The organism is Pseudoalteromonas sp. LC2018020214, from assembly GCF_016598755.1.
Taxonomy (GTDB): Bacteria; Pseudomonadota; Gammaproteobacteria; order Enterobacterales; family Alteromonadaceae; genus Pseudoalteromonas; species Pseudoalteromonas distincta.
Genome location: NZ_CP066805.1, coordinates 345,976 through 370,503, shown reverse-complemented (window position 1 = coordinate 370,503; position 24,528 = coordinate 345,976). Strand labels below are relative to the sequence as shown.

Genomic DNA, 24,528 nt, shown 5'->3' with positions numbered 1-24,528 from the left:
TTATTTTTTGTTAAAAAGTTTAAAGGTAGGTTGGCTGCTTTGTGTAAGCAGCCAACTTTGGTCATAATAGTCGTGTTATAAAAGTACCAGCTCTGTGGTGTAAAGCACTTCAGTGGGAGAGCCATTTGGTGAGCCACCAATAGGCTCTAAACTCACTGCTAACAATGCGATATCACTTGCGTTGAAACGGTTATCTTTAAATAATATTTTACTGCCTTGCTTGGGCAGTAAACCCAATGAAATAGGTGCATCTTGACCTTTTAAAATCATCCACAGCTCATAATCTTTATTAGTTTGAGCAACCAATTGGCTACTAGCTTTAATTGAGAGCCCTTGCTCGCTTACATCAATAAACCACAATGATTGTTTATCTTGATTTTGAACCAAAGCAATTTGCTGAGTTTGCATAACATTGGTACTAGGCTGAATAACCAAAAAGGCTAAAACAATGCATGCGGCAGTTGCCACAAAAGACCATGTACGCCAAATTGAAGGCTTGGTATGTATGACTTTTTTACTTGTTTGTGGTCTGTTTTCAATACGCTGTAGTATATTTACCCATACATCGTCACGTGGCGTTTGCGGTGTAATAGCACTCGCTAAGTTGTTTAGGTTTTGCTCCCACATATTTGTTGCTTCACGTGCTTGATTTGAGTTAAGTAACAGACGCTGAAAACGCTTACGGGCAAGCCCTCTAAGTGTGCCAAGCACGTACTGCCCAGCAAGCGCGTCTAATAGTTCGGGTTTATTATAATTCATAATGTTAAACACCTTTGTAGCTGCATAAGCCCACGCCTGATCCAGCTTTTAACTGTACCTAATGGCGTTTCTATATGATCCACTAACTCGCTATGACTCAGCCCCTTATAATAAGCTAAGTGAATAGCTTGTTTTTGTTGCGGCTCAAGCTGTTCGATACAATTAACCAGTTTCGTTTCTTCATCGTAATTAACTTCAACACTTTCATTTTCATTTTCATATTCGTCATCGCCTAACGACTGCTCTTTTCGTACTTTGTGATAGCGCAGTGAGTCAAGACTTCTATATCTGACTATACTTATCATCCAACTAATAACGGTGCCTTTAGAGGCGTTATATTCAGATGCGTTATGCCAAATTTTTATAAAAGCGTCTTGTAGTGCCTCTTCCGCATAAGCTCTGTTAGTGAGCATATTTAAGCTAATAGCAAAAAGTTTGCCGCTAGTTTGTTGATATAAACTTGAGAAAGCATTTTTGTCTCCTTGTGCTGTTGCGCACAAAAGAGGGAGTAAATCATCGTTGTCCATAGGGGTCCTGTTTTTCTTATTATCATTGAGTAAACGGTTGAGGGTGTGATTTGGATGCAATAAATTTAATTGCCTTTTAGATTAGCTGCTTTATACGTTAGTACAAGTAATAACCGATCAGTGTTTGAAGTTTAGACGTGTAAGTATAATTTATTCACATGTTTGTAAAAAATGCACAAAGAGCGGTCTGTAGTAGATTTTAGTTTATTAATTACTATATATATCAATGGCCTATTGTTCGCGTTTGGATTTTAAATGGCATTTATATGGCGTGATATTTGCAAAAGACTACTTAAAGCCGTTTAAATTAAGATTATAAATCGGCATTATTTTCACAAAGGAGAGACTATGTGGGCTGCAATTAGTTATTTACTATTAGCACTACTGCTTATTTTTATTGGTTGGGAAGTGAACTCTGTCTATTTTGCTATTGTTTTTTATTGGACTGCGCTGTCACTTTTATTAGTGAGTACCGCGTATATTTTTAATACAGCAAAAATATTTAGAAAGCGTGAAAATGGGGTGATCCCATTTTATATACGGTGGGCGTTTGTGCCATTTTTATTCGGTGTGCAAATTTATAATGCCTGGTCACGTAAGCGCGATAAAGTGCCGCCCATTCAACAAATAAACGAAAACCTATTTTTAGCTTGCCGATTATTTCCCTCAGATATAGACACATTAAAAGATAACGGGATTACGGCGATTTTAGATGTTACGTGTGAATTCGACGGACTCGAGTGGAGTTCAACACAAGAGAATATTAATTATTTAAACATTCCGGTGCTCGATCATAGTATTCCTACCCATTCTCAGTTAAATCAGGCTATTAATTGGATACATCACCATGTTAAAGAAAACCATCGCGTAGTCGTTCATTGTGCTTTAGGGCGTGGGCGCTCTGTTTTTGTCATGGCGGCTTATTTACTGAGCCAAAACAAAAATGCAGATGTGCATGAAGTACTTGCACAAATAAAAGAAACCCGCGAAACCGCAAATTTAAATAAGCATCAACTTCGCCATTTAGCTAAGCGACATAAAAAAGGCGAATTACTGATTAAAAACAAAGCCGTTTTAATTGCAAACCCTGTATCTGGTACACGATTATGGGAAGAAAAAGAGCACTTAATTGTTGCGCGGCTATCGGACTATTACGATCTGAAAGTACTCACTACTACAAAAGAGGTTAACGGTATTGAGCTGGCTAAACAGGAAATTGCGCAAAAGCCGGATATTATTATCGCATGCGGGGGAGATGGTACGGTGGCCGAAGTTGCAAGCGTACTTGTAAATACACAATGTAAACTAGGCATCATCCCTATGGGGACTGCAAACGCCCTTGCGCATGTATTGATGGGTATTACCTCTAAATTTATTCCTGTTGAACAGGCTTGTGACTTAATTATAGATGGTCAAACAAGCATAATAGATACTGCTTATTGTAATAATGAGTTAGTACTACTGCTCGCGGGTATTGGTTTTGAGCAATCAATGATAGAAAAAGCAGATAGAGAGTCGAAAAATAAGTCGGGGCAACTTGCCTATTTAAATGGTTTTTTTGAAGCGTTTGGCGAGCAAAAATCGCAGTTACTTAAAGTAAAACTCGATGATAATGAGCCTAAAGAAATATGTACTAATAGTTTTATTGTGGCCAATGCTGCGCCTTTTACAACATTATTGGCTCAAGGTGGAGGGCAACCTGATCATAGTGACGGGCTACTCGATATAAATTGGTTAACACCAAATAATGAAGATTCAACCACAGTACTAAGTATTGCAGAGCTGATGTTTAGTAGCTTAACGCAAACACATTTAGCTATAAACTCTCATCATACAAATGCCAAAAGAGTAGAGATTACAGGCGAAGGGGAGCTTAAGTACGTGCTAGATGGTGAAGTTAAAACCGCTCAAAAACTGGTTATTACTATTGAGCCGGCTTCATTAAATGTGATTTGCAAAGAGCAATAAATCGCGTTAGTTATAATCAAAAAAGGAGCTAAATTAGCTCCTTTTTTACATCACTTTTTAATTGATGGCCAAACAAACCCTGTTGTATCCGGCGCTTGAGAAGATGTTTCTCTTGGTGCACTTTTTGGTCTACGAATAGGCTTATTATTTATAGTGTGAATATAAAGTGCTTCCACTTTATCGCGAGCCCAAGGCGTTTTACGCAAAAACTTTAAACTCGATTTAATGCTGGGTTGATCAGTAAAACATTTAATTTTTACTTGCTCGCCAAGTGTTCTCCAGCCAAGTCGTTGCTCTAACTCAACAAGTATTTGTTCTAATGTTACCCCATGTAAAGGGTTTTTAGGTTGATTATTCATAGCCATACTACTTATTTAAACTGCATGCATTGTAGCTTAAATCAGCTTTTAGTGCTAATTCACAGTGATTGTTTTAGGAGCTGTTGGGTAAATAGCATTACCTTGCTTATCTATTTTAAGCCAAATGAGTTGGCTGTTACTGTGTTGGGGTGTTTTAGCACCACACAAAAGTGTAAAAGAATGAACTTGTATTAATGCCCCTTCGCTATAGCGTTTGTTGTCGTACCAACAGTTAACTTCTTCATTTACAAACTGGTTTGCATCAATAATTGAATGGGTTTTTAGCGTTGTTGCTTCACTAAGTATTGAATACGATAAGCTGCTAAAACAAAAACATAGAATTAAAAAGTTACGCATTAGAGGCCTTTAAATAGGGAGGGTTAAAAATAATACATTAAGCTAAAAAACGTGCTAGTGTAAAGTACACAAAGTGATTTTAAGTATAAACTTAGTTATTCACAGAACAATAAAAAGGTGCACACAATGCAATTTAATCAAACAATGATCGAAGAATTCACACTATTAGCAAAGTTTCCTCGCGACAGTAAAATGCAGGGTATTAAATTACATTCAGACGCAGAGCCAAGCTTACTTAGCGCAGCGCAACGTTTATTTGAAAAAGGGATTATAGATAGCCCAGATGGCGGATATTTAACTGATCTGGGCTTAGATTTAATTGAGCACGTTACGGTTATTCATAGCGCGCTACAAAGTTAATCTAAATTAGCTTAATTTGCATCGGGTTGATTTTGCGGTGCAGCGTCATTAAATGCAGCTAATTTATTACAATGTTCGTAAATGGCTGCAATTTTTGGATAAGCGCCCATATCTACGTTAAAACGAATTGCATTAAATACTTGCGGCACTAAACAAATGTCAGCAAGTGTTGGTTGGTTACCAAAGCAGTAGTCATTATTTTCGTTTAGCATCAGTTCTATTTTTTCAAAACCAACTTCTATCCAATGTCGATACCATTTATTTTTAGCCTCGTCATCAACACCTAATTCGTTTGATAAATACTTCAGCACGCGTAAATTATTAACAGGATGAATATCGCAAGCAATGGCAAAGCTTAAGTTTCTTATTTGCGACTTTTGCCACGCAGTTCCTGTAATTAATGGCGATTGCGGATAAGTTTCATCAAGCCATTCCAGTATTGCAAGCGATTGTGCTAAAACACCATCATCGGTTTCAAGTGCCGGCAGTAACCCTTGCGGATTAGTCGCTAAGTATTCTTCCCCAAGCTGCTCCGATTTTAAAAGGTTAACAATAGCAAGTTCATGATCGATTGCTTTTAAGTTAAGCGCTATACGCACTCTATAAGCCGCTGATGAGCGAAAGTAGCTGTATAATTTCATAATTAATCCTATGAACCTGTAAATTGTTTTTTAATAGTACGCCAGCAATCGGTGTAATTTCGTTGGCGCTCTTTACCTTCTAATGCATATTTTGTCGGTGAAATTATATAGCGCGACTCAAACATAAAGGCCAATGTGTTTTCATATTTTTGTGGTGTAAGCTCAGCGTTTGAGGCTTTTTCAAATACGTCGGCTTCAGGTCCATGTGGCGACATACAATTGTGTAAACTTGCGCCACCAGGTACAAAACCATGCTCTTTTGCATCATACACACCTTCAATCAAACCCATAAATTCACTCATAATATTGCGGTGATAATACGGCGGGCGAAATGTATTTTCGGCTACCATCCAACGCGGTGGAAATATCACAAAATCGACATTTGCCATACCCTCAGTAGCAGAAGGAGAGGTTAGCACAGTGAATATAGAAGGATCGGGGTGATCAAAGCTCACTGTATTCATTACATTGAAACGAGATAAGTCGTATTTATAGGGCGCACTATTACCCGTCCATGCAACCACATCAAAAGGAGAGTGCTTAATTTCACAGCTAAATAAATTACCGTTAAATTTAGAAACAAGCTCAAAGTCACCCTCTTTATCTTCAAAGGCCGCTACAGGGTATTGAAAGTCTCTGTCGTTGGCATAACCGTTTGCACCAACAGGTCCTCGCTCTGCAAGCTCTAACGCATGGCCATAATTTTCACAAATATAACCACGGGCTGTATCGTCAATTAAATCCACAGAGAACTTAATTCCTCTGGGAATTACAGCAATTTCACCTGGTTTAATGCTTAACTTACCGCACTCGGTGTGAATTAATAACTCACCTTGCTGAGGGACAAACAACATTTCGCCATCGGCATTGCAAAAGTAACGCCCTTGCATTGACTGATTAGCGACATATACATGAATGCCAATACCAGATTGCCCATTAGCACTGCCATTAGCTGCCATAGTTACCAAGCCATCAATAAAGTCAGTAGGCTGTGAAGGCATATCAATAGGATTCCAACGTAGCATTGTTGGTGGTGTTACGGCTTCAGTGATTGGGGCTGTTCTTATTAGACCGTTATCAATTGCTTGGTAATCACCTTGCACTACAGACGGACGAAGGCGGTAAAACCAAGTGCGACGATTTGAAGCGCGAGGAGCCGTAAATGCAGTCGAACTAAATTGCTCGGTGTATAAATCGTATTTAACTTTTTGTGGGCTAAATTGTCCTATTGGCAGTGCACCGGGTAGCGCTTGTGTTTCAAATTCATTACCAAAACCGGTCATATAACTTAATTGTGTCGCCATTACTGACTCCTGTGAGAGGGGGTTGGTTTAATATTATTTTTATTTCAGTTAAGATACTCTCAAGTGAGACCAATATCAAATGTGCAACTACGCATCTGTGTAAATATTAATGAACACCAAAGTAAGCCTTATAAAGCTGGGATAAACAAAAATGAAAATTGATTTAGCAACGTTCTTACCTTATCAATTAACCAATATAGCAACACGTGTAAGTAATGACTTTGCCGAGGTTTATCAAACTAAATACGGTTTAAATATTCCCCAGTGGCGAATACTTGCTAATTTAGCGCAGTATGGTCAGAGCAACGCAAAGGATTTATGCGCGCAAGCAAATATGGACAAGTCGACAGTGTCGCGTGCGGTAAAAGTTTTAATAGATAAAGGTTTAGTGAAAAGTGAGTTAAATGCACAAGACAAACGCGCGGCCTTACTTGTACTGAGCAAAGCAGGGCAAAACTTATATGAGCAAATAGCACCCGATGCACTTAATTGGGAAAAACAATTACTGAATACTTTAACCAACGAAGAATACGAAGTGTTAGTGAGTATTTTTGAAAAGTTAAATAACAAATTAAAGGCATAAAAAAGCCCACCAAAGTGGGCTTTTAAAAGATGTTTTAGGCTACAGTTCTAAATTAGAAGGTGTAACGAACACCTACACGCATTTGCCAGACAGATGCATCTGATTGCACTGATGTATTTGCATTATTCGCATTAAAGTCAGAGTAAACGTAACGACCCTGATCATCAAGTGATGTTGAAATCATGCTAGCGCCTACGAAAGGACCTTTCTTAAGTACGCCCCAATCGTCGTTTAACAGGTTAGTAAGGTTATCAATTACGAAGAATGCTTCACCTTTGTGACCTTCCATAAAGCCTGGAAGCTCTTGAGTTAACTTAAAGTTAAACTTAACAAACCAATCAGAGTTTTCTGCGTTACGGCTAGTAATTTGACCACGCTCTAAACCATTTGATGCAATAAATTCATTGAATTCATTGATATCAGCAGCACTCATGTTGTAAACAACGTTAGGATCGTTTTCAAGTGGAACATACAATAGCTGGCGGTTACCATTCCAGTTTGCATCGCCCCATACATTTTCGTCACTGCCATCAAATGTGTAGCTGTATGGTAAGCCTTTATATGCTTCACCAAATAGGTTAAAGCGAGTAGCAAACCCATCAACAAACTCATGAGTATAACCAAGAGTCATAGTAAAACGATGTGGAATTTCGTAATCAGATGAAGCAACACCTGGGTTACCTGGATCTGTAAGAGCGATATTACCGTAGTTTGAACCAGCAACAGAGCTTGTCATTGGGTTAACATCATCAGAATCTGTGTATGCATAACCAAAGTTAACGCTCACACCATTATCAAACATCTTGCTAACAGCTAATGAGATAACAGATGAATCACCGCTATCACCGCTAACATTTGTTAGTAAGTATTCGTTTTTACGACCTTCGATTGATTCGTATATAGGACGACCATCAAATGTAGTTTCGCCAGAATCTTGAAGTGCGATGTCACGCATTAATGCAGCATCTTTTTTCTTTGAATATAAGTAATCAAGTGAAATTACATATTCATTTTCTGTTGTATATGTCGCACCAAGTGAGTATTTCCACTCTGATGGGATTTCAAAGTCTGGGTCAACAGCGTTTGCAACTGAATCGCCTGAGCCGATTACAGTGTCAGCTACTGCATCAAATTGAGACTGAGGTACTTCAAATCCTGGAGTACCATTATTTACATTAGGTGTTGCGAACAAGTCGATAGCACCAAACTGGTTTGCACTAATATTAGTAATGCCGTCGTTTGAGTAAGAGTTAGATAACCAAACATTAGGGTTACCGCCTGAGAACAAGCCAACGCCTGCGCGTACTTCAAGTGCATCTGTAGCGTACCATTGGAAGCCTACACGTGGTTGAATTAAATCAATACCATCAAATGTACTTTGGTTACTGTAGCCATAGCGGTCAGTAAAGTTTTGATTTAAGTTAGGTACATCATCACTTGTGTATTTGTCGTAACGTAGACCAAATGTGATGTTTGCATCTAAATCAGTGAATGAATACTCGTCTTGCACGTAAAATGTATGCTGAGCGTACGAAAAGCTTGCTGCTGCATCGTTTGGATCATTTGTAGCAGCTGCATTATTGTAGAAAATTGCACTTGCAATACCGTTTTCAAAATCATCAATATTGTTGAAACGGTATTCACCCTCAGTATGCTGAACGAATAAGTTAAATACATCTAACTCTTCAAACTCGTAACCAGCAGTAATTGTGTGCTGATCTAGGTAGTAAGTACCTGCAACTTTAAATGTAGTTGTATCGTAATCTAAGTCATTTGATTGACGTGAATCATCTGGACCAATATAAACTGTACCACCATCTTCGGTACGAATTTGCATTTCACCAAAGCTGCTTGCTGCATCTAGTGATTGTACTGTTGCATCTAGCTCAGACTTACCAATACGAACTTCAGTAGAGAAGTCATCTGACCAATCAGAGTAAACAGATGCAATGATTGAAGTGAATTCTGCACTTTGGTCATAAAAGTGATTAGATAGTGATACACGGCTAGAGCCAGTATCAGACTGTGAAACAGTATTACCATCGTTGTAGTTATAGATTAAGTTTGCACGGTGATCTTCGTTGATGTTCCAATCTAGTTTAACTAAGATTTTTTCATCTTCAACAGGCATACTTGAAGGCATTCCGCCTACATCGTAACCATATACAGTTTGAGCAACGCTTGTGATACGCGAGATATCATCAGCAGTTACACTGCCGCTGCTTAAACCATCGTAGTTAAACTGTTGAACACCTTCAAGTTTTTCATATGAAGTGAATAAAAATAGTTTATCTTCAATTAGTGGAAGACCTACGTTGAAGCCGTAACGTTTTTCAGTATAGTTACCGTTATCAACGTCATCACCTTCAATTTTATCACCCTTGAAAGAGTCACTAGTGTAATCGTAGAAAACAGCGCCATGAACATCATTGCCACCAGATTTGGTTACAGCGTTGATGTTACACGATGTAAAACCACCGTATTGAACGTCAAACGGTGCAAGTTCAGCTGAAACTTGTTCAATTGAATCAAAAGAGAAAGGGGCGCGAATAGTAGGGTAACCATTTGAGCTTAAGCCGAAGTTATCGTTCATACGAACGCCGTCTAGCGTTAAGCTATTGTAGCGAGGGTTACCACCACCACAGTTAATTGAACCACGGCTATCATCAATTGTGATACGCGGGTCGATACGGATAATGTCTTTTAAATCACGGTTAATAGCTGGTGTATTTTCAAGATCAGTTAGCGTAAATGTAGACGCCGGACCAGTACCACCAGACATAGAGCTAATTGGCGCGCCAGAAACTACAATTTGTTCCATGCTTGATTGTGACTCAAGAGAAACGTTTACTGGATAATCGTTACCAATATTAAGAATAATGTTATTGAATTCTTGGTCTGCATATACATCTGAATCAACAATTACTTTATAAGGGCCGCCAACTCGCAGGCCTTTAGCTGTGAAATAACCCGCGTCATTTACTTCAGTTGTTTTTACTGATCCAGAAGGTACGTGTAAAATTGTTACTTTAGTGCCGGCTGCTGGGTTGCCGTTAGGCCCCATTACTTGACCTTTAATTGCAGAGGTCGTTTCGTTAGCCATTGCAGCGCCACTTACACCAACACATGCTGCAATAGCAAGTGAAAGAGCTGTTTTGCGTAATTGAGTTTTCATTTAATTTTCCCGTGTAGTTATTAATTAAATTTTTATATTTTTATTTTAAAATTTTTCAAAATAAACAGTTAAAGTTCATTTATTCAAAATCCGTTACTAGTGTACCTTATTTATTCGTTACAAATAAAATACAACTGCAATATATTTTTAATAAATAGTACTATTTTTGTCTATTTGAGTGTTTTTTTGAGCAATAACTCTATATCGGGGTATATATTACGTGGGCTTTATGACAAACATGTGAAATTGGGGTGTGAAAAACAAAAAACCCATTACAAATTTGCAATGGGTTTTGTTAACAAATAACTTAATGTGTTATTACTTACCTATTAAGGCTTAAAACTTGTAGCTAATACCAACTTTAGCCTGCCAAGCTGATGACGATGAATTGATTTGTGAGTAATTACGCACATCTGCACCGCCAAAGCTGTTGTCTATTTTATATCTGCCTTGGTCATCAAGGCCACCAAAGTCATAAATAGTTTGGTTAGAGTAACCTAAGCGTTTTTCTACACCCCAGTCGCTGTTTAGAAGGTTTGCGAAATTATCAATCATTAGATAAACCTCACCAGTGTGACCTTCAGCAAAGCCTGGTATTTCTTGCTTAATGCTAACGTCCATCGTAGTAACCCAAGGTTGAGTTGCTGTATTTTTACCTAAAATACCACCACGCTGAGATATACCAGCACGCTCTAGTAATGGTTCTAACTCAGCCCAAGTCATACCTGATTCATCCCAGTTTACATTTGGATCATCAGCACCTGTAGGTATATATGGTAAGTAAGCACCATTAGTAAAGAAACTACTCGTATCACCCAAATCACTGTCTTTATACATGTTCATTGTATAACTAAATGGACGACCTGAACGACGTTCAAAATACACGTTAAACTTAGTCGCATACCCTTCAAAAAACTCTGTGTTATATGCTAAGTTGATTTTAAAGCTGTGCTCAACTTCGTAAAAACCACGTGCTGCAATATCTTCATTACGATTTACTGTAATATTATGCTTGTAGTTGCCTTCCGCTTGAGAAGCTGAACCTGCTGATGACTCGGTAACATCTTGGTGTGCATAGCTTGCCGATACAAACAGGCCATTATCCCACTGTTTAGCAATACCTGTTGAAATAATAATTGAACGTCCATCATCTGATGAATTCGTCATTTCTATGTCAGCGTTATCAGCTAAAGAGCCACTATAAATAGTTTCATTTATAACGCGTTCACCATCAGCTGCAATACCGATTGGGTTAATAGATGTATTATGCCATACCGCCTCATTCTCTTTTTTATGATAAGCAATCTCTGCTTGCCATTTAAAGCCATCACCTAATAGTTCAGAATCAAACTCATATTCAAAACCTATTTGGGTGCGAATGCTTGAAGGCAATTTAAAATCAGGGTCGATATAAGCAACGCTACCAGCACCTTGTTCTAATGAATTTTGAATTTCACTAGGCACCTGAGTAATATCGGCAGTGTTATTTGCATAGTAGTCGTTAATTACATCGTTAGGAGCAGATACTAATGTAATACCATCGCTTTGGAATGAGTTGTTATACCAAACATTTGGAATACCACCTTGGAAACGACCAATACCACCGTTAATAGTAAGGGCTTCTGTTACGTAGTATTTAAAGCCAACGCGAGGAAGTATAATGTCTAGACCATCTAGATTTTCTTGGTTAGTAAAGCCATACGTATTCGCAAAATTTTCATTTAGAGTTGGTTTATCATCTGATGATAAACGCTCATAACGAACACCTGCTGTAACTTCTAAATCGTCACCTACATAAAAAGTGTCTTCAATGTAAAGTGCTAGTTGATTGCGTCTTACATCATATGCTGTATCAGCTGAATCATTAGTGTAAGCATTCTGATAAGAGAAATCATAAGAACCAATTTCACGGTTTTCAAAATTTTCTAAGCTATCAAACTTCCACGTGCCAAGAGAGTTTTCAGCAAATAAGTTATATAAACGAAGTGACTCATATTGAGCACCAAAGTTTATTTCATGCTCATCCATTAAATAGGTAGCATCGAGTGTAAAAGTTAAATTTTGCGTTTCAGAGCGGTTAGCATGACGATATTGATCTGTACCAAAGTTGTAAGAAGGGCCATTTCGACCATCTTCATCAACTGAAATACTACCTAGATTTGAGCGAGTTGCGCTATCAGAGGTAACATCTTTATACGACACACCAATTTCAGTAGAAAAATCTTCAGTCCAATCAGAGTAAAGCTTTGTTGAAAAGTTATTGAACTTCGTTACGTAGGCGTAGGTGTTCGATGTTAGTACAATATTATCGCCACCGGTGCTAGTGTTACGCTCATCTTGATCGTCTTGCCATTGGTAAGTAAAATCTAAACGATGGTCATCACTTGCGTTCCAGCTTAGCTTAACTAACAGGTTTTTATTTGTATCTTCTGGCGCACCTGCTAATGAATCAGTCAAGCCATATTCATTATTTAAAATAGAAATGAAACGGTTATAGTTAGCTTCAGAAGTATTAAATTCGTTGGTTGCACCAGAGCCGTCAAAGCCGTAATCAAGATCTAATTCGCTTGACCATTCTGAATAGTTAACGAAATAAAACAGTTCGTCTTTAACAATTGCGCCACCAACGTTAAAACCAAATCTTTCTTCAGTTTTAATCGGCTCTACTTTATTTGTAGAATAAGTTTTGTGACCTAGCTCATCAAGGTCATCTTCTTGAACAATGCTATCGACATCGCCTGCAATCTCTGGAGTAGAGATTTCATAAAAGCCAGAGAACTTAAACTCATTTGTACCAGATTTTGTTACTGCATTAATAGTACCGCCACCAAAGTTACCTTTAGAAGCTGAGAAAGGAGATACATCAACAGAAACTTGTTCAATAGCATCAAGTGCTACAGGAGGCTGAGAAGTAGGGTAGCCACCAAAGTTCAAGCCAAAGTCATCATTTTGACCAATACCGTCAACTGTTAAACCGTTGGTACGAGGGTTACTACCTGCAAACGTTAGCTCGCCATTACCATTAATACTGGCAAGTGGGTTTAAGCGCGCAATATCTTTAATGTCGCGGTTAAAGCTTGGCATATTTTCAATAGTATCAGAACCAAATGAGCTGCTTGAGCCACCAGATTGCTGAACGATTTTATAACCAGACACTTCAATTTTTTCAATGTTTAGCGGAGCAAGCTGCGAACTTAAGCGGTATGTTTCACCCAGATTTAGATAGATATTTTCAACAGTTGTATCATTAAACTTATCAGAATCGATGATAACCATGTAAGGACCACCTACACGTAAGCCATTAGCGATAAACGTACCACTTTCGTTTGTAGTTAGCTCGCTAATAGTTCCCGTTGGTTGGTGAACTACTTTAATTTTAACGTTTGCAGCACTGCCACCTGAAGGCGTCGTAATTTTACCACGCATTGCAGATGAAGTATCAGCAGCCATTGCGCTTGTAGAAACACCTAGAGCTAAAATTACCGCTCCAGTTAATTTCGAAAGGCGAAGCTTAGTCATAATGTTGATTTCCCGTGTGTAGGTTATATAAATTTAATACTGTTTATTTGTCAGTCGTCATTTTTAGTGCCGTTTCTAACTCTTTTGCAGAAGGGTCAAATAAGGCGTTTAATAGTCCAGCTAGTCGAATACCCGCTTGTTGTAGGCGTGTTTTAACAATTGGAGTGTTGTTATAAATGTAGCTGTACCCAACTTCGTCGTTGGTGTACTTATAAATTTTTGTTGCTAAATTGTGTGATTCTTCAACCCAAGTTTTAGGTGAGCTTTGTAAATACTCAGCAATTAATTCGCTGTTATTTGTATCAATAAATTGAGCGTATTCAGTAAACGACAAGTTCTCGTTCTCAACTAACTTTGTATCCCAAAGGCTGTGAAGATTTGTTTCTTCGTTAAAAAATGAAACCTTAATACGGTTACCACCTCTGTCTTCACCTCGACCGGCATGAAATGGCTGATGGCTATCGCCTACTAAATGCACCAAAAAACGCAAACTGAACTGCTTAGCATCTAAGGTGCTATTTTTATCAGTGAGTGTTTGCATTGAATAGTGAATGCCTTCTAGGATATTACTTACAGATTCTTTGTTTTTAGTGTGATCGTGATTGAAGCTGAAAGATTTTCCTGGTGCTGCATTAATATAATGCCAACGAGATGATTGCTTTTGCCAAAAGTCGCCAGGAGCAGAGCGCATTTCATCAGGCCACGTTGATATTTGCGCAAGTGACTCACCATCTAAATAAGGTTTAATTGCTGCTTTAGTGGTTTCGCTTATATGAGATTGTGCAATCTGCCCTACAATACGGTGGCCATTTTGACCCCAAGCGTGTGAGTTAGTGCTTGTGAATATCGCACTAATCAAAAGCGCAGAAGATATCGAGTACTTTATATTGTTATGCATTAAAACTTCCTAAATGAATATTTCATGGGGTTGCTATAAGCTAATGCGGTCAATTGTCCTCATTTTTAATGTTGATAGGAAGGACTTATTAAAATTCATAGTTTCTTATTCAATTACGTTTAAAATCAGTCCCTTATATTTAACAGGTAAAATTACTTGTTGTAATGGGTAAGCGAAATTGTTCAAATACACTATATCGTCTATTTTTGGGTGGCATTGCTTTGAATTATAAAAATATTGTGTTGCACAAAATGTTAATTGTTACATTTTTATTTCTATTATTGGTCGTTACGTGGGTTTGCGGTCAAGTTAGTGTATACAATGATGATTTACATTTTCCGGTTATGATCGAAACCTCAACAGAGTGTCAAACAACTGCTACAAGTAATAAAGGCCAATTAATTGTTTTTACACAATCAAAAAAAATAGCCAAATTATTAACACAAAAGTTATGCTCTGATAACGTAGTAGCTAAGCAATATGGCTCGGTAAAAGGGTATTGGGGATATAGAACGGCAGATAGCTTTGAGTTTGTTGGTAAAGGAATCGCTGACCTAATTTTGGCTAAAAGCAATATTATGGCTGCATTTAAAGCGGAGTCGACCTATAACTACCAACCCGTAGTTGGTTTTTCTGACTACACGGCTTTTTTTATATCTTCTAAAGAAAAACCTCGAATTACTAAACAATATTTTTTAGATAAACGCATAGGTTTGCTTGATTATCCTACCAGCCGATCAGGGCATATTTTACCAAAGCAAATGTTTAAAGAACTGGATATAAATTTAGCTAATTTGAAAATCACTTATGCTAGTTCTCATAACGAATTACGCGATTTACTCGCCGACGGAAAAGTAGATATTATTGCTTCGTTTTGGAAAGAGAGTGACGAAAAACGTTTTTCAAAAAACTATATTACGCCTTTGAGTAATAATATTACTGGAACAAGATGGTATTTAAAAATGCAGCAAAACAATACTGATTTATTATGTGCAGTACAGGCAAATTTGCTTGATATGTCTAAAGATCAAAGTTTGCATTATTATCAAAATGCACAATCGTTTTGGAGTTGCGGTACTAGCTCAGTAAACTTAAAAGAGGAAGTTAGTGATGAGTAAATATAAACAACTACTTGTTTTACTATGCTTATTTTTAACTTTATCTTCTGTGTTTTACATTTCTGTAATTCAAAAAAGCCAGCAAGTAACTAAACAAAAAATAACGCAGATAGAAAGGCAAATTGCACTCGACTTACCATTACTTGATTTATCAAATGAACTGCTAAAGCATTCGGGGAATAAAGATGCAGTTAATCGCTACATTAAAACCTTAAATAGCTACATTAATATGAGTGGGCTTAAAGTTGTTGCTATTGCACCAAAAGGCGAAATGCTAGCACCTGTAAACTTACACCAAATAACACGTAGTTTGAGCACTAATAACGGACCTGTATTAGTTGTATTTAACGTTCAGCAAACCCACTTTACATTAAGCCATTTTATTTACTATTTTATATTTTTAGTATTAAGTGTGTTGATTAGTTTTTGGGTAAAGTTTGCGTTTATTAAACAAAGTAATAAGCAGTTTAATAATGCACAGCATCAGTCAATTACAGAGCCTACGCCGCTGATGCTTATAGTTGATCTTAACGATAAAACACTATCAAGTAGTTGTAATGCAGAGCAAAAAGTGGGTTTAGCCAATAAGCCATTATGCTTTTATTTAGCACTTGTAGAGTATTGTACAAATAACGATGATGTAGCGCTTAGTCATAATAAAGATGTACCAGAGGAGCTTCTAGAGCTCGCTAACAAGTATTTTTATAGGTTGGTCGAACTTGGTCATACGGTTAGAAAAAGACCTAATTTTAATAATAGCCTAGAAAAAACCTTGAGTGAGATACGAGCGGCGTTAGATGAAGTACTTAGTGAGTGTCCTGAAGAAAAAGAGTTATATTACCCACCTAAAGCCTATGGAGAAGGCTCTCGTTCTCGTTTGCATAGTTATGGGCTGGCAAATATTAAAAAAGGTAATATTGAAATAAGAGGAAAGTAACTAGATTACTTTCCTCTTATTCTTAGAGGTTATTTAGGGGTAAATTCAGCCGCTTTAAGAGGGCTATTTTTTGAAATAAAGTCTTGAAGTGCTTTAGCATCTGTTTCGTCTGTACTTACAAAGCCTTTTTTATTTGTAAGTGCAGGATAACCATCACCGCCTGATGCGTTATAGCTATTTAGACTCATTCTGTATGTTTTATTTTTATTAAGCGGTTCGCCATTGATCAAAACATTAACCAACTGATTATTTTTACGCTCAAACGATATTTTATGGTATTGCAAATAAGCACCAGCATCCGGCGGGAAGCTCGTTACTGTATTTAAGTAATCCCATAAATCACTGCCTTGCCAATCCATGTAAGTAATGCGGTTTTTAAAAGGATGTACTTTTAAAATATCTTTATAGCTTACTTTACCAGCCTCTATTGAGCTGCGAATACCACCGCCACTTATTAATCCAAAGTCTGCATTTACTACATCCATTTGAGCTTGAATAATTACACGTGCAAGGTTTGTTTGTTGGTAACGAACTTTGTTTCTGTCACCTTCTAAGCGAGCATCTACTTCACCAATGGTACCTTCAATTTGTTTAGCGCCTTTAGCTTGGTATACCGCTAAATAAGATTCAAGTTTAGGGTCTGGTTTAATGTACTCGTTTGCTAATACTGCTTTAGTAGAGCCATCAGCTTGAACTTTATCTACATACAAATTAACAGGCATGAGTTTATAGTCTAGTAACGTTAATTTTCCGTTTTCAAGCTTAAACTCAGCTTTACCAACATACTTACCCCATTCATGGGCTTGCATAATGTAAGTACCGTTTTGCTGGTCTGGCTTACAGGCAAGGCCAGGTTTAAAGTTATCGTCATTTACATTTGTATCACTCATACACACAGGTTCTTGTGAGTGACCGCCAATGATCATATCAAGTGTGTTTGCAGGAAGTGAGCGAGCAAGTGTTACATCACCTGGTGCATTAATGCCAAAGCTAGCATCAACATAATGACCCATATGAGTCAGCGCAATGGTAATGTCAGGGTTGTACTTAGCTTTTATTTCTTTAGCTAGTTTTGCGGTAACGTCAACAGGGTCTTTAAACTCTAAGTGCCCAATATACTGAGGATTACCAATTTTAGCTGTGTCTGTTGTTGTTAATCCAATAACAGCAATAGTTAAGCCATTTTTTTTGAATATTTTATAGCTATCAAACGCATGTTCGCCTGATTCTTTTTCAAATATATTGGCTGATAGAAAAGGAAAGTTCACCCATTTTTGCTGTTGCTTCAAAACATCAATAGGGTTATCGAATTCGTGATTACCTAATGCCATTGCATCATAACCAATCAGCGACATACCTTTAAAGTCAGGTTCTGCTTTTTGTAAATCTGACTCAGGAATACCGGTATTAATGTCACCACCAGAGAGAAGTAAAACGGCATGACCTTGCTTTTGGGCGTCATTACGTAAAGAGTCAATTAACGTTTTGCGAGCGGCCATACCGTATTCGCCTTTTTCGTTTTGCCAAAAACGTCCGTGATTATCATTAGTATGAAGAACAGTTAAATATTCAGTAGGAGTACTGTTAGAGGTTGATTCAGGAACAGGAGATGTACATCCAAGTACACTAAAAATAATCGAAAATAAAATAATTATACGCATAAAATACCTATGGATTAAGGTCTACTTAATTTATCAAGCGGGTAGTTTAAACTAGTTTTATGCTAAAAAAACGTACTTATTGACATTTTATTTAGAAGGTACAGTTAATCGATTTGTGGCGGCACTTTCGCGACGCTTTAACTCTGCATCCGCATATTCCCGCTTAGTATGGTTTATACCTACCATCCACGTTAAAAAGCTCGCCGGTAGTTTTGTGTATGGTTCACCTTTGTGTAAACCAAAGTCGCAAATTGTTTGTTTAGTGTGTGGCATTGTTAGATCCTGTTGTTTGTGTTTTTTTAAGGTAACAAATAAGAGACCACACTTTTAAGATGATTTAATTTTAAATAGTTAGATTTATATAGCAAAAAAGAATATAAATAATGGCATATGTAATTAATTTGTTATCAACACGGTCTTAATTGTATCAACTCACACTTTAGAATCGATTTTAGTCGCCGATGGCATTAATGTGTTAACGCATTAACTAATTATTTAAAAAATATAACAACAGGAATAAAACATGAAAAAACTTTTACTTGGCTCAGCACTTGCTGCAGCAAGTTTTACAAGCACCGCTACTATAGTTGAAATGAACACGAGCCAAGGTGTCATAGAGATTAACCTATTTGATCAACAAACCCCCAAAACAGTCGCAAATTTTTTAAGTTACGTTCAAGACGATTCATATAACGAAACAGTAATTCACCGCTCTGTTAGTAACTTTGTTATTCAAGGTGGTGGATTTACATTTTCTGATTCGCTAGATGCGATTACTACAAAGCCTGCTGTAGAAAATGAGCCCGTTTTTTCTAATGTTAAGGGCACCATTGCGATGGCTAAATTATCGGGTGATGCTAATAGCGCAACAAGTCAGTGGTTTTTTAATATGTCTAATAATAGCGCAGGAAGTGCAGCACTTGATACGCAAAATGGTGGCTTTACTGTGTTTGGACAAATTACTGCAGCAAGCCAATCAACGTTAGATAAAATTGCAGCCTTAGTACACTGTGATGAAACACCCGTGGTTGATATTACTGCTGAGCAATGTGCAAGTACTGATGTAACAATTAGTAGTGCTAACTTAGTGACTATTCAAAATGTGGCGGTAATGGATGATGATCCTAATTCAGCAGCAGGCCTTACTGTTACTGAAAATACGCTAATTGATTCTGACACATCAACAGATTCTAGCGGCGGGTTAATTTGGCTTTTAGGTGCTTTTTTACTTGCGGTACCTCGTTTAAAACGTGCTAAATAATTAAAATTAACGGTAATGTGGATGGCCTAAACCAGCCGTCCACATTACTATTATTAAACTTTGCTGTTTAAAATAGTACTCGCCAAACCATTGCTAGCCAAATTGAAAACACACAAATACAACCCAGTAAAAACACTTTAAAACGTGCGCGTACGTTATTTTTACCTAAATGAATAACACTGTGCACAATACGTGTTGCTACAAATAAACAGGCCAGTATTGCCACAAGTGTACTGGCGCTATTTAGTTGCAGTGCAAGTAAACACCCCGCGTAAAAAAGCACAGGTATTTCAAACTGATTTGAAAAGTTTCTATCTGCCACCCTAATAGTGTCGCCAGCCTTATCTAATTGCATTGTTTTAAAGTCACTTAAATCTAGTTGTTTGTTTTTAGCTGCGGCAAAGCGCCTTTTACCCATAATGAGCATGACAACCAGTGAAAGCGTAACTTGTGCAAACATGGCAAGTATGATGATTTTTTCCATTGTTTTTCCTTATTATTATTTAGAATTTGCGTATTTTTTGATGTTGAATGATTTTTAATCTCGCAAGGTTGGCAGACTCCCAACTAATATCCGATTATGAAGACATTTTTCACAATGTGTTACACAAAATAGCGTTATTTTGTAGAAAGTTATTAATTGAAAATGTTAGTTTAGCTTAACTATATTGCTTTGAATTGGCGCACGCTATTTTGCGCAATACTTTTTAATGGAAAACAAAAATGAAAAAGATTATTGGTTTTAGTGCTATCGCACTTGCAGTTTTAAGTGGTTGTTCAAATACGGCTTCGGTTTCAGTGGCGCCTCAGGCCTCTTTACTATCAGATACGTTAGTCGTTAGTCCTAACGATAACCGTGAATATAAAACACTTAAGCTGGCAAACGACATTGAAGTAATTTTAGTGTCAGATCCAGGTGCTGAAAAATCAGCAGCGGCACTAAGCGTTGGTGTTGGTTTACTGAACGACCCAATGTCGCAACAAGGTATGGCGCATTATTTAGAGCACATGCTGTTTTTAGGCACAGATCGCTACCCAGACACAAAAGGGTATTCTGATTTTATGACCAAAAATGGTGGCGCGCACAATGCTTACACGTGGCTCGATATTACTAATTACATGTTTAAAATTAATAACGACGCGTTTGATGAAGGGCTAGACCGTTTTGCTGACTTTTTCAAAGCGCCTAAGTTATACCCAGAATACACAGACAAAGAAAAAAATGCAGTAAACGCAGAGTGGTCAATGCGCCGCGAAATGGACTTTTTTGGACAATTTAAACTCGCGCGTAAAATGATGGGTGATCACCCAGCTAATCGCTTTTTAATTGGTAACCTAGAAACGCTTGGCGATAAAGAAAACAGTTCACTTCATAAAGAAACGGTTGATTTTTATAATAAATACTACTCTTCAAATATTATGAAAGTTGCGCTTATTTCTAATTTACCTATTGCTGAAATGGAGCAAAAAGCGCAAAAATATTTTGCTGACATAAAAAATAAAAATATCGAAAAACCAATAGTGACTGCAAAACTTGATTTTGATAACGCTGGCGGAAAACGCGTGTTTTATGCACCAAATGAAGATGTAAAACAGCTGCAACTTGATTTCACCATTGCTAATAATAATAGCGAATTTGCACTTAAACCAAATCGATTTGTAGCGTATTTACTAAGTAATGAAATGCCGGGCAGCCCAGCGCAACTTCTTCGTGATAAAGGGTGGGTGTCTCAGCTTTCTGCTTCAGCTGCACCAAATCAATATGGCAACTACGGTTCGTTAAATGTAAATGTAGAACTTACCGATGAAGGCATGAAAAATCGTGATGAAATAGTTGCGACTATTATGCAGTACATCGACCTAATTAAAAAAGAAGGTGTTGATAGCAAGTACTTCAACGAAATTCGTACTTCCCTTAATAACCAATTTAAGTTTTTAGAAAAAGGTGATGAATTTAATTATGTAAGCTCGCTTACGCAAAGCATGCAAGATTATCCGTTAAATCACGCTATTAATGCACCTTATTATTATGCAAAGTTTGACGCTGACGCTGTAAACAATGTACTTGAGCAGTTAAATGCCGACACCCTTCGTATTTGGTATGTATCGCAGCAAGAAGAGACAGACTCACAACTACACTTTTACGACGGTAAATACCGCATCAGTGACATTAGCGATGATGAAATTGCCAGCTGGAAAAAACCAAGCGAATTTAAGTTAGCACTACCAACAGTAAACAATTTATTGCCTGAAAATTTTGCAATAAAAACTCAAGCATTTAAAGAGCAAAAACACCCAGAACTTGCTTACGATAAAAATGGTGTAAAAGTATGGCGCCAAGCAAGTCAAAAATTTGCAGAGCAGCCAAAAGGGCTTGTTGAAGTTTATATAAATACTCAACCCGGTTTGAACGATATTAAAGCAGAAGTCCTTTATTCTGTTTGGGCCGATTTATATAATATTCAACAAAGTCAGTTAAGTACCGAAGCAGCAATCGCCGGTATGAGTGTAAGCTTAGCACCGAGTAATGGCCTTGTTTTATCTATGAGTGGTTTTACAGATAAGCAAGATGTATTGCTTAAACAAGCTTTAACCGGGTTAAAAGCTGATGAAACAGCACAAGCATTTAGCCAAGCGGTAGATCGTTTTAAACGTAATTTACTAAACCAACAAAAGCAGTTTCCGTATGCACAAGCATTTGGCGAGTATTCAAAACTGACCCGTACAGGTGGCTTTGATACAGATGCGCTTATAAAAGCCGCTGATTCACTGAGTGTTGCCGACTTAGCACAATTAAAAACAGCTACGTTTGCACAAAACGATTTACGTGTATTTAGTTACGGTAACTACGATCAGCAAGATATAGACGTGATAGCACAAGAGTTAAGTGCAACATTACCAAGTAATCATAAGCGCAGTGAATTTGCACGAAGCAAAGCGTGGTTGCCTCAACCTGGCGAAACGCTGGTATTGCAAAAAGATATTGATGTAGCCGATGTAGCGGTGGTTGATATGACCGTTCATCCTGTTGCGGGTTACAAACAAAAAGCAGAAGCAGCTGTATTACAAAGCCACTTTAGAACAGTTGCGTTTGATAAAATGCGTACTGAGGAGCAACTTGCATACGCAGTAGGTGCGTTAGCTCGCCCAATTGAAGATTACTCAGCAATTGGTTTGTATATTCAAACACCGGTTAAAGGACCAAAAGAAATACAAGCTCGTTTTGATAAGTTTAAAAAAGAATACGCAGTTGAACTTGATAACATGAGCGAAGAGACGTTTGAGCAGCTGAAAAACTCTACCCTTGTATCACTTAAAGAGCAGCCTAAAAACTTAAGTGACGAAATGAGCCCACTTATAAACGATTGGTACCGTGAAAACTTTACCTTTGATTCTAAGCAAAAGCTGATTGATGAAGTTGAAAAAGTAACGCTTGCAGATATAAAAGACTACTACAAGCAAACAATGCTTAACCCTAATGCTGCACGTTTAAATGTGCAATTACGCGGGACTAAGTTTATAGAAAGTGACTTTGCCGATTTACCAAATCAAACTAAAATCACAACGCTTGATGCCTATTACAATGGTATTAAACTACAAAAATAAGCTTTATTTATGTAGCTAAAAATAAACCCCAATGTATTACTACATTGGGGTTTATTATTTATTCAGCTAATTTAAGCCATTATTAAAAAGCCTATAACAGCTAATGCCGCAGCAATTAGCGTGTATGGCAATTGTGTAACAGCATGGCTCATTAAATTACAACCAGAACCTTGCGCTGCGAGTACGGTTGAATCTGAGTAAAAACACGCTTGGCTACCAAAAGAGGAAGCCGATAATAGCGCACCAATGACCAGTGGTATGTTTGCATCAACCGCATTTGCCAGTGGCATAACAATGGGAATTGATACAGCAAAAATACCCCAGCTAGACCCAGTTGCAAACGCTAAAATAGCCATTGAAATAAATACCACGGCTGGTAAATATGCTGCGGTCATATAAGGGCTTAAGCTACCAATAACAAACTGAGGCAAACCAATTAAGTCGCATACATCTTTAAATATAAACGCCGCTATAACAGTACCAATCGCGGGGATCATACTTTTAAAGCCATCAAGCATGCGTTCAATCATTTCACTTACGCTCATTAATTTTTGTAGAGCATAAAACGGGAGAGTGACCGCCATTGTTGCTAATAAGCCTTTGTATACGTCTATTTCAAAGTAAACAGTAAATGCAACCAGTACAATAATCGGCACCAAAAAGTTACGTAATTTACCTTTAGGATCAGCATCTTCAAAGTTCTCTTCTACGGCTTTTACTGCATATTCATCTGCTGTTTGAACGTCGTTGTATTGGGCTGGATCGACTTGAGCTTGCTCAATTTGTGCCATTTGCTCTGCTTTTTTCATTGGACCAATCGCAGGAATAATACCCAGCACAACAAGTAAAACAACAAGCACTGCAAACCACGCATAAAACATATACGGTATGGCTTGGATATAAACTGCAATCCCTTTGCCTTCTTCAGCAATACCGTTATCTACGAGTAAGCCACCAAAAAAAACCGCCCAAGTAGATAAAGGGACAAGTACACAAATTGGTGCAGCAGTAGAGTCTACAACATAGGCAAGCATCTCACGGCTCACTTTAAATTTATCGGTAATGCGTTTCATGGTTTCACCCACGGTAAGCGCATTTAAGTAGTCATCAATAAAAATAACTACACCCAAACAAAAGGTCATAAACAAAGATGAGCGTTTACCTTTAGTGTATTTAAGGGCTAACTTGCCAAAAGCCGATGCGCCACCTGTGCGCACTAATAGCGCGATTAAAGCACCAAAGCCACCACATACAAGTATTAGCCAGCCGATGGTTTCGTCTGTCATCACTTTTAGCGATGTACTCGCAAAGTTAGTAAGTACCTGTGCAGGATCGGCGATAACTAAACCAACTAAAGCACCAATAAGTAAAGATAAAATAGGGCGGCGTAATACAACAGCCAATACAACCACCACTAACGGTGGCAGTAAACTTAACGCAGAAGGTTCAAGCATTTAAGTATTCACAAAATTAAAAGCATGTATAAAAATTACAA

Annotated in this window: 20 protein-coding genes; 7 read left to right on the top strand and 13 right to left on the bottom strand. The window is 37.7% G+C overall.

What is annotated here, in order from left to right; all coding sequences use genetic code 11:
* Nucleotides 1-75 precede the first annotated feature (75 nt).
* Together JG479_RS18070 and JG479_RS18065 are read right to left on the bottom strand one after the other, a co-directional pair.
* Nucleotides 76-759: an anti-sigma factor gene (locus tag JG479_RS18070; RefSeq protein WP_138490379.1), complete on the bottom strand. Its 684-nt coding sequence runs from the start codon at nucleotides 757-759 to the stop codon at nucleotides 76-78.
* On the bottom strand, nucleotides 756-1,286 hold the full coding sequence (locus JG479_RS18065; RefSeq protein WP_138490380.1) for a sigma-70 family RNA polymerase sigma factor: 531 nt from the start codon (nucleotides 1,284-1,286) through the stop codon (nucleotides 756-758). The genes JG479_RS18070 and JG479_RS18065 overlap by 4 nt, the downstream gene beginning before the upstream one ends.
* A gap of 348 nt (nucleotides 1,287-1,634) precedes the next feature.
* Between JG479_RS18065 and JG479_RS18060 the strand changes: the two genes are divergently transcribed.
* Entirely contained in the window at nucleotides 1,635-3,254 is a 1,620-nt protein-coding gene (locus JG479_RS18060) for a diacylglycerol kinase family protein (protein WP_200220653.1), read from the top strand.
* A 50-nt stretch (nucleotides 3,255-3,304) separates the two neighbouring features.
* Here the strand turns inward: JG479_RS18060 and JG479_RS18055 are convergent, their stop codons facing one another.
* A complete protein-coding gene (locus JG479_RS18055; RefSeq protein WP_024591820.1) occupies nucleotides 3,305-3,613 on the bottom strand; it encodes a VF530 family DNA-binding protein in 309 nt (102 codons plus the stop codon).
* A 54-nt stretch (nucleotides 3,614-3,667) separates the two neighbouring features.
* The gene (locus JG479_RS18050) at nucleotides 3,668-3,970 is read right to left on the bottom strand and encodes a DUF1496 domain-containing protein (RefSeq protein ID WP_149603613.1); all 303 of its coding nucleotides are present in this window, start codon (nucleotides 3,968-3,970) and stop codon (nucleotides 3,668-3,670) included.
* A 126-nt stretch (nucleotides 3,971-4,096) separates the two neighbouring features.
* Here JG479_RS18050 and JG479_RS18045 point away from each other — a divergent pair, with 126 nt between their 5' ends.
* Entirely contained in the window at nucleotides 4,097-4,330 is a 234-nt protein-coding gene (locus JG479_RS18045) for a TIGR02647 family protein (RefSeq protein WP_007375551.1), read from the top strand.
* An 11-nt stretch (nucleotides 4,331-4,341) separates the two neighbouring features.
* On the opposite strand, the gene maiA is transcribed toward JG479_RS18045, so the two are convergent.
* Entirely contained in the window at nucleotides 4,342-4,971 is a 630-nt protein-coding gene (gene maiA / locus JG479_RS18040) for a maleylacetoacetate isomerase (RefSeq protein ID WP_039488480.1), read from the bottom strand.
* An 8-nt stretch (nucleotides 4,972-4,979) separates the two neighbouring features.
* On the bottom strand, nucleotides 4,980-6,275 hold the full coding sequence (hmgA, locus tag JG479_RS18035) for a homogentisate 1,2-dioxygenase (RefSeq protein ID WP_200220652.1): 1,296 nt from the start codon (nucleotides 6,273-6,275) through the stop codon (nucleotides 4,980-4,982).
* Between the two features lie 151 nt (nucleotides 6,276-6,426).
* Between hmgA and JG479_RS18030 the strand changes: the two genes are divergently transcribed.
* Complete coding sequence (locus JG479_RS18030; protein WP_200220651.1) at nucleotides 6,427-6,858, top strand: MarR family winged helix-turn-helix transcriptional regulator; 432 nt, start codon at nucleotides 6,427-6,429, stop codon at nucleotides 6,856-6,858.
* 52 nt (nucleotides 6,859-6,910) lie between these two features.
* Here the strand turns inward: JG479_RS18030 and JG479_RS18025 are convergent, their stop codons facing one another.
* The 3 genes from JG479_RS18025 to JG479_RS18015 all read right to left on the bottom strand — a co-directional run bounded on the left by JG479_RS18025 (nucleotide 6,911) and on the right by JG479_RS18015 (nucleotide 14,450).
* Nucleotides 6,911-10,033 carry a TonB-dependent receptor gene (locus JG479_RS18025; protein WP_200220650.1) on the bottom strand — a complete coding sequence of 1,041 codons (3,123 nt, stop codon included), beginning with the start codon at nucleotides 10,031-10,033 and terminating at the stop codon, nucleotides 6,911-6,913.
* Nucleotides 10,034-10,369: 336 nt separating this feature from the next.
* On the bottom strand, nucleotides 10,370-13,552 hold the full coding sequence (locus tag JG479_RS18020) for a TonB-dependent receptor (RefSeq protein WP_200220649.1): 3,183 nt from the start codon (nucleotides 13,550-13,552) through the stop codon (nucleotides 10,370-10,372).
* A 43-nt stretch (nucleotides 13,553-13,595) separates the two neighbouring features.
* Complete coding sequence (locus tag JG479_RS18015) at nucleotides 13,596-14,450, bottom strand: S1/P1 nuclease (protein WP_182671135.1); 855 nt, start codon at nucleotides 14,448-14,450, stop codon at nucleotides 13,596-13,598.
* A gap of 251 nt (nucleotides 14,451-14,701) precedes the next feature.
* Here JG479_RS18015 and JG479_RS18010 point away from each other — a divergent pair, with 251 nt between their 5' ends.
* Together JG479_RS18010 and JG479_RS18005 are read left to right on the top strand one after the other, a co-directional pair.
* Nucleotides 14,702-15,568: a hypothetical protein gene (locus JG479_RS18010; protein ID WP_182712369.1), complete on the top strand. Its 867-nt coding sequence runs from the start codon at nucleotides 14,702-14,704 to the stop codon at nucleotides 15,566-15,568.
* The gene (locus JG479_RS18005) at nucleotides 15,561-16,505 is read left to right on the top strand and encodes a hypothetical protein (protein ID WP_138490387.1); all 945 of its coding nucleotides are present in this window, start codon (nucleotides 15,561-15,563) and stop codon (nucleotides 16,503-16,505) included. The genes JG479_RS18010 and JG479_RS18005 overlap by 8 nt, the downstream gene beginning before the upstream one ends.
* A 29-nt stretch (nucleotides 16,506-16,534) precedes the next feature.
* Here the strand turns inward: JG479_RS18005 and ushA are convergent, their stop codons facing one another.
* Both ushA and JG479_RS17995 read right to left on the bottom strand, forming a co-directional pair.
* Nucleotides 16,535-18,166, bottom strand: coding sequence for a bifunctional UDP-sugar hydrolase/5'-nucleotidase UshA (ushA, locus tag JG479_RS18000; protein WP_200220648.1), 1,632 nt, complete (start codon nucleotides 18,164-18,166; stop codon nucleotides 16,535-16,537).
* Nucleotides 18,167-18,253: 87 nt separating this feature from the next.
* Nucleotides 18,254-18,439 (bottom strand): hypothetical protein, encoded by a 186-nt coding sequence (locus JG479_RS17995; protein WP_024594581.1) that lies wholly within the window; start codon nucleotides 18,437-18,439, stop codon nucleotides 18,254-18,256.
* 250 nt (nucleotides 18,440-18,689) lie between these two features.
* Here JG479_RS17995 and JG479_RS17990 point away from each other — a divergent pair, with 250 nt between their 5' ends.
* Entirely contained in the window at nucleotides 18,690-19,427 is a 738-nt protein-coding gene (locus JG479_RS17990; RefSeq protein WP_200220647.1) for a peptidylprolyl isomerase, read from the top strand.
* Between the two features lie 67 nt (nucleotides 19,428-19,494).
* Here the strand turns inward: JG479_RS17990 and JG479_RS17985 are convergent, their stop codons facing one another.
* Nucleotides 19,495-19,911 (bottom strand): MAPEG family protein, encoded by a 417-nt coding sequence (locus tag JG479_RS17985; protein WP_200220646.1) that lies wholly within the window; start codon nucleotides 19,909-19,911, stop codon nucleotides 19,495-19,497.
* A gap of 239 nt (nucleotides 19,912-20,150) precedes the next feature.
* Between JG479_RS17985 and JG479_RS17980 the strand changes: the two genes are divergently transcribed.
* On the top strand, nucleotides 20,151-23,033 hold the full coding sequence (locus tag JG479_RS17980) for an insulinase family protein (RefSeq protein WP_200220645.1): 2,883 nt from the start codon (nucleotides 20,151-20,153) through the stop codon (nucleotides 23,031-23,033).
* 71 nt (nucleotides 23,034-23,104) lie between these two features.
* Here the strand turns inward: JG479_RS17980 and JG479_RS17975 are convergent, their stop codons facing one another.
* Entirely contained in the window at nucleotides 23,105-24,487 is a 1,383-nt protein-coding gene (locus JG479_RS17975; RefSeq protein WP_200220644.1) for a Na+/H+ antiporter NhaC family protein, read from the bottom strand.
* Nucleotides 24,488-24,528: the final 41 nt, after the last annotated feature.

Coding starts and splice junctions, on each gene's coding strand:
- JG479_RS18070 (WP_138490379.1), bottom strand. CDS start 759: ATGAATTATAATAAACCCGAACTATTAGACGCGCTTGCTGGGCAGTAC.
- JG479_RS18065 (WP_138490380.1), bottom strand. CDS start 1,286: ATGGACAACGATGATTTACTCCCTCTTTTGTGCGCAACAGCACAAGGA.
- JG479_RS18060 (WP_200220653.1), top strand. CDS start 1,635: ATGTGGGCTGCAATTAGTTATTTACTATTAGCACTACTGCTTATTTTT.
- JG479_RS18055 (WP_024591820.1), bottom strand. CDS start 3,613: ATGAATAATCAACCTAAAAACCCTTTACATGGGGTAACATTAGAACAA.
- JG479_RS18050 (WP_149603613.1), bottom strand. CDS start 3,970: ATGCGTAACTTTTTAATTCTATGTTTTTGTTTTAGCAGCTTATCGTAT.
- JG479_RS18045 (WP_007375551.1), top strand. CDS start 4,097: ATGCAATTTAATCAAACAATGATCGAAGAATTCACACTATTAGCAAAG.
- maiA (WP_039488480.1), bottom strand. CDS start 4,971: ATGAAATTATACAGCTACTTTCGCTCATCAGCGGCTTATAGAGTGCGT.
- hmgA (WP_200220652.1), bottom strand. CDS start 6,275: ATGGCGACACAATTAAGTTATATGACCGGTTTTGGTAATGAATTTGAA.
- JG479_RS18030 (WP_200220651.1), top strand. CDS start 6,427: ATGAAAATTGATTTAGCAACGTTCTTACCTTATCAATTAACCAATATA.
- JG479_RS18025 (WP_200220650.1), bottom strand. CDS start 10,033: ATGAAAACTCAATTACGCAAAACAGCTCTTTCACTTGCTATTGCAGCA.
- JG479_RS18020 (WP_200220649.1), bottom strand. CDS start 13,552: ATGACTAAGCTTCGCCTTTCGAAATTAACTGGAGCGGTAATTTTAGCT.
- JG479_RS18015 (WP_182671135.1), bottom strand. CDS start 14,450: ATGCATAACAATATAAAGTACTCGATATCTTCTGCGCTTTTGATTAGT.
- JG479_RS18010 (WP_182712369.1), top strand. CDS start 14,702: ATGTTAATTGTTACATTTTTATTTCTATTATTGGTCGTTACGTGGGTT.
- JG479_RS18005 (WP_138490387.1), top strand. CDS start 15,561: ATGAGTAAATATAAACAACTACTTGTTTTACTATGCTTATTTTTAACT.
- ushA (WP_200220648.1), bottom strand. CDS start 18,166: ATGCGTATAATTATTTTATTTTCGATTATTTTTAGTGTACTTGGATGT.
- JG479_RS17995 (WP_024594581.1), bottom strand. CDS start 18,439: ATGCCACACACTAAACAAACAATTTGCGACTTTGGTTTACACAAAGGT.
- JG479_RS17990 (WP_200220647.1), top strand. CDS start 18,690: ATGAAAAAACTTTTACTTGGCTCAGCACTTGCTGCAGCAAGTTTTACA.
- JG479_RS17985 (WP_200220646.1), bottom strand. CDS start 19,911: ATGGAAAAAATCATCATACTTGCCATGTTTGCACAAGTTACGCTTTCA.
- JG479_RS17980 (WP_200220645.1), top strand. CDS start 20,151: ATGAAAAAGATTATTGGTTTTAGTGCTATCGCACTTGCAGTTTTAAGT.
- JG479_RS17975 (WP_200220644.1), bottom strand. CDS start 24,487: ATGCTTGAACCTTCTGCGTTAAGTTTACTGCCACCGTTAGTGGTGGTT.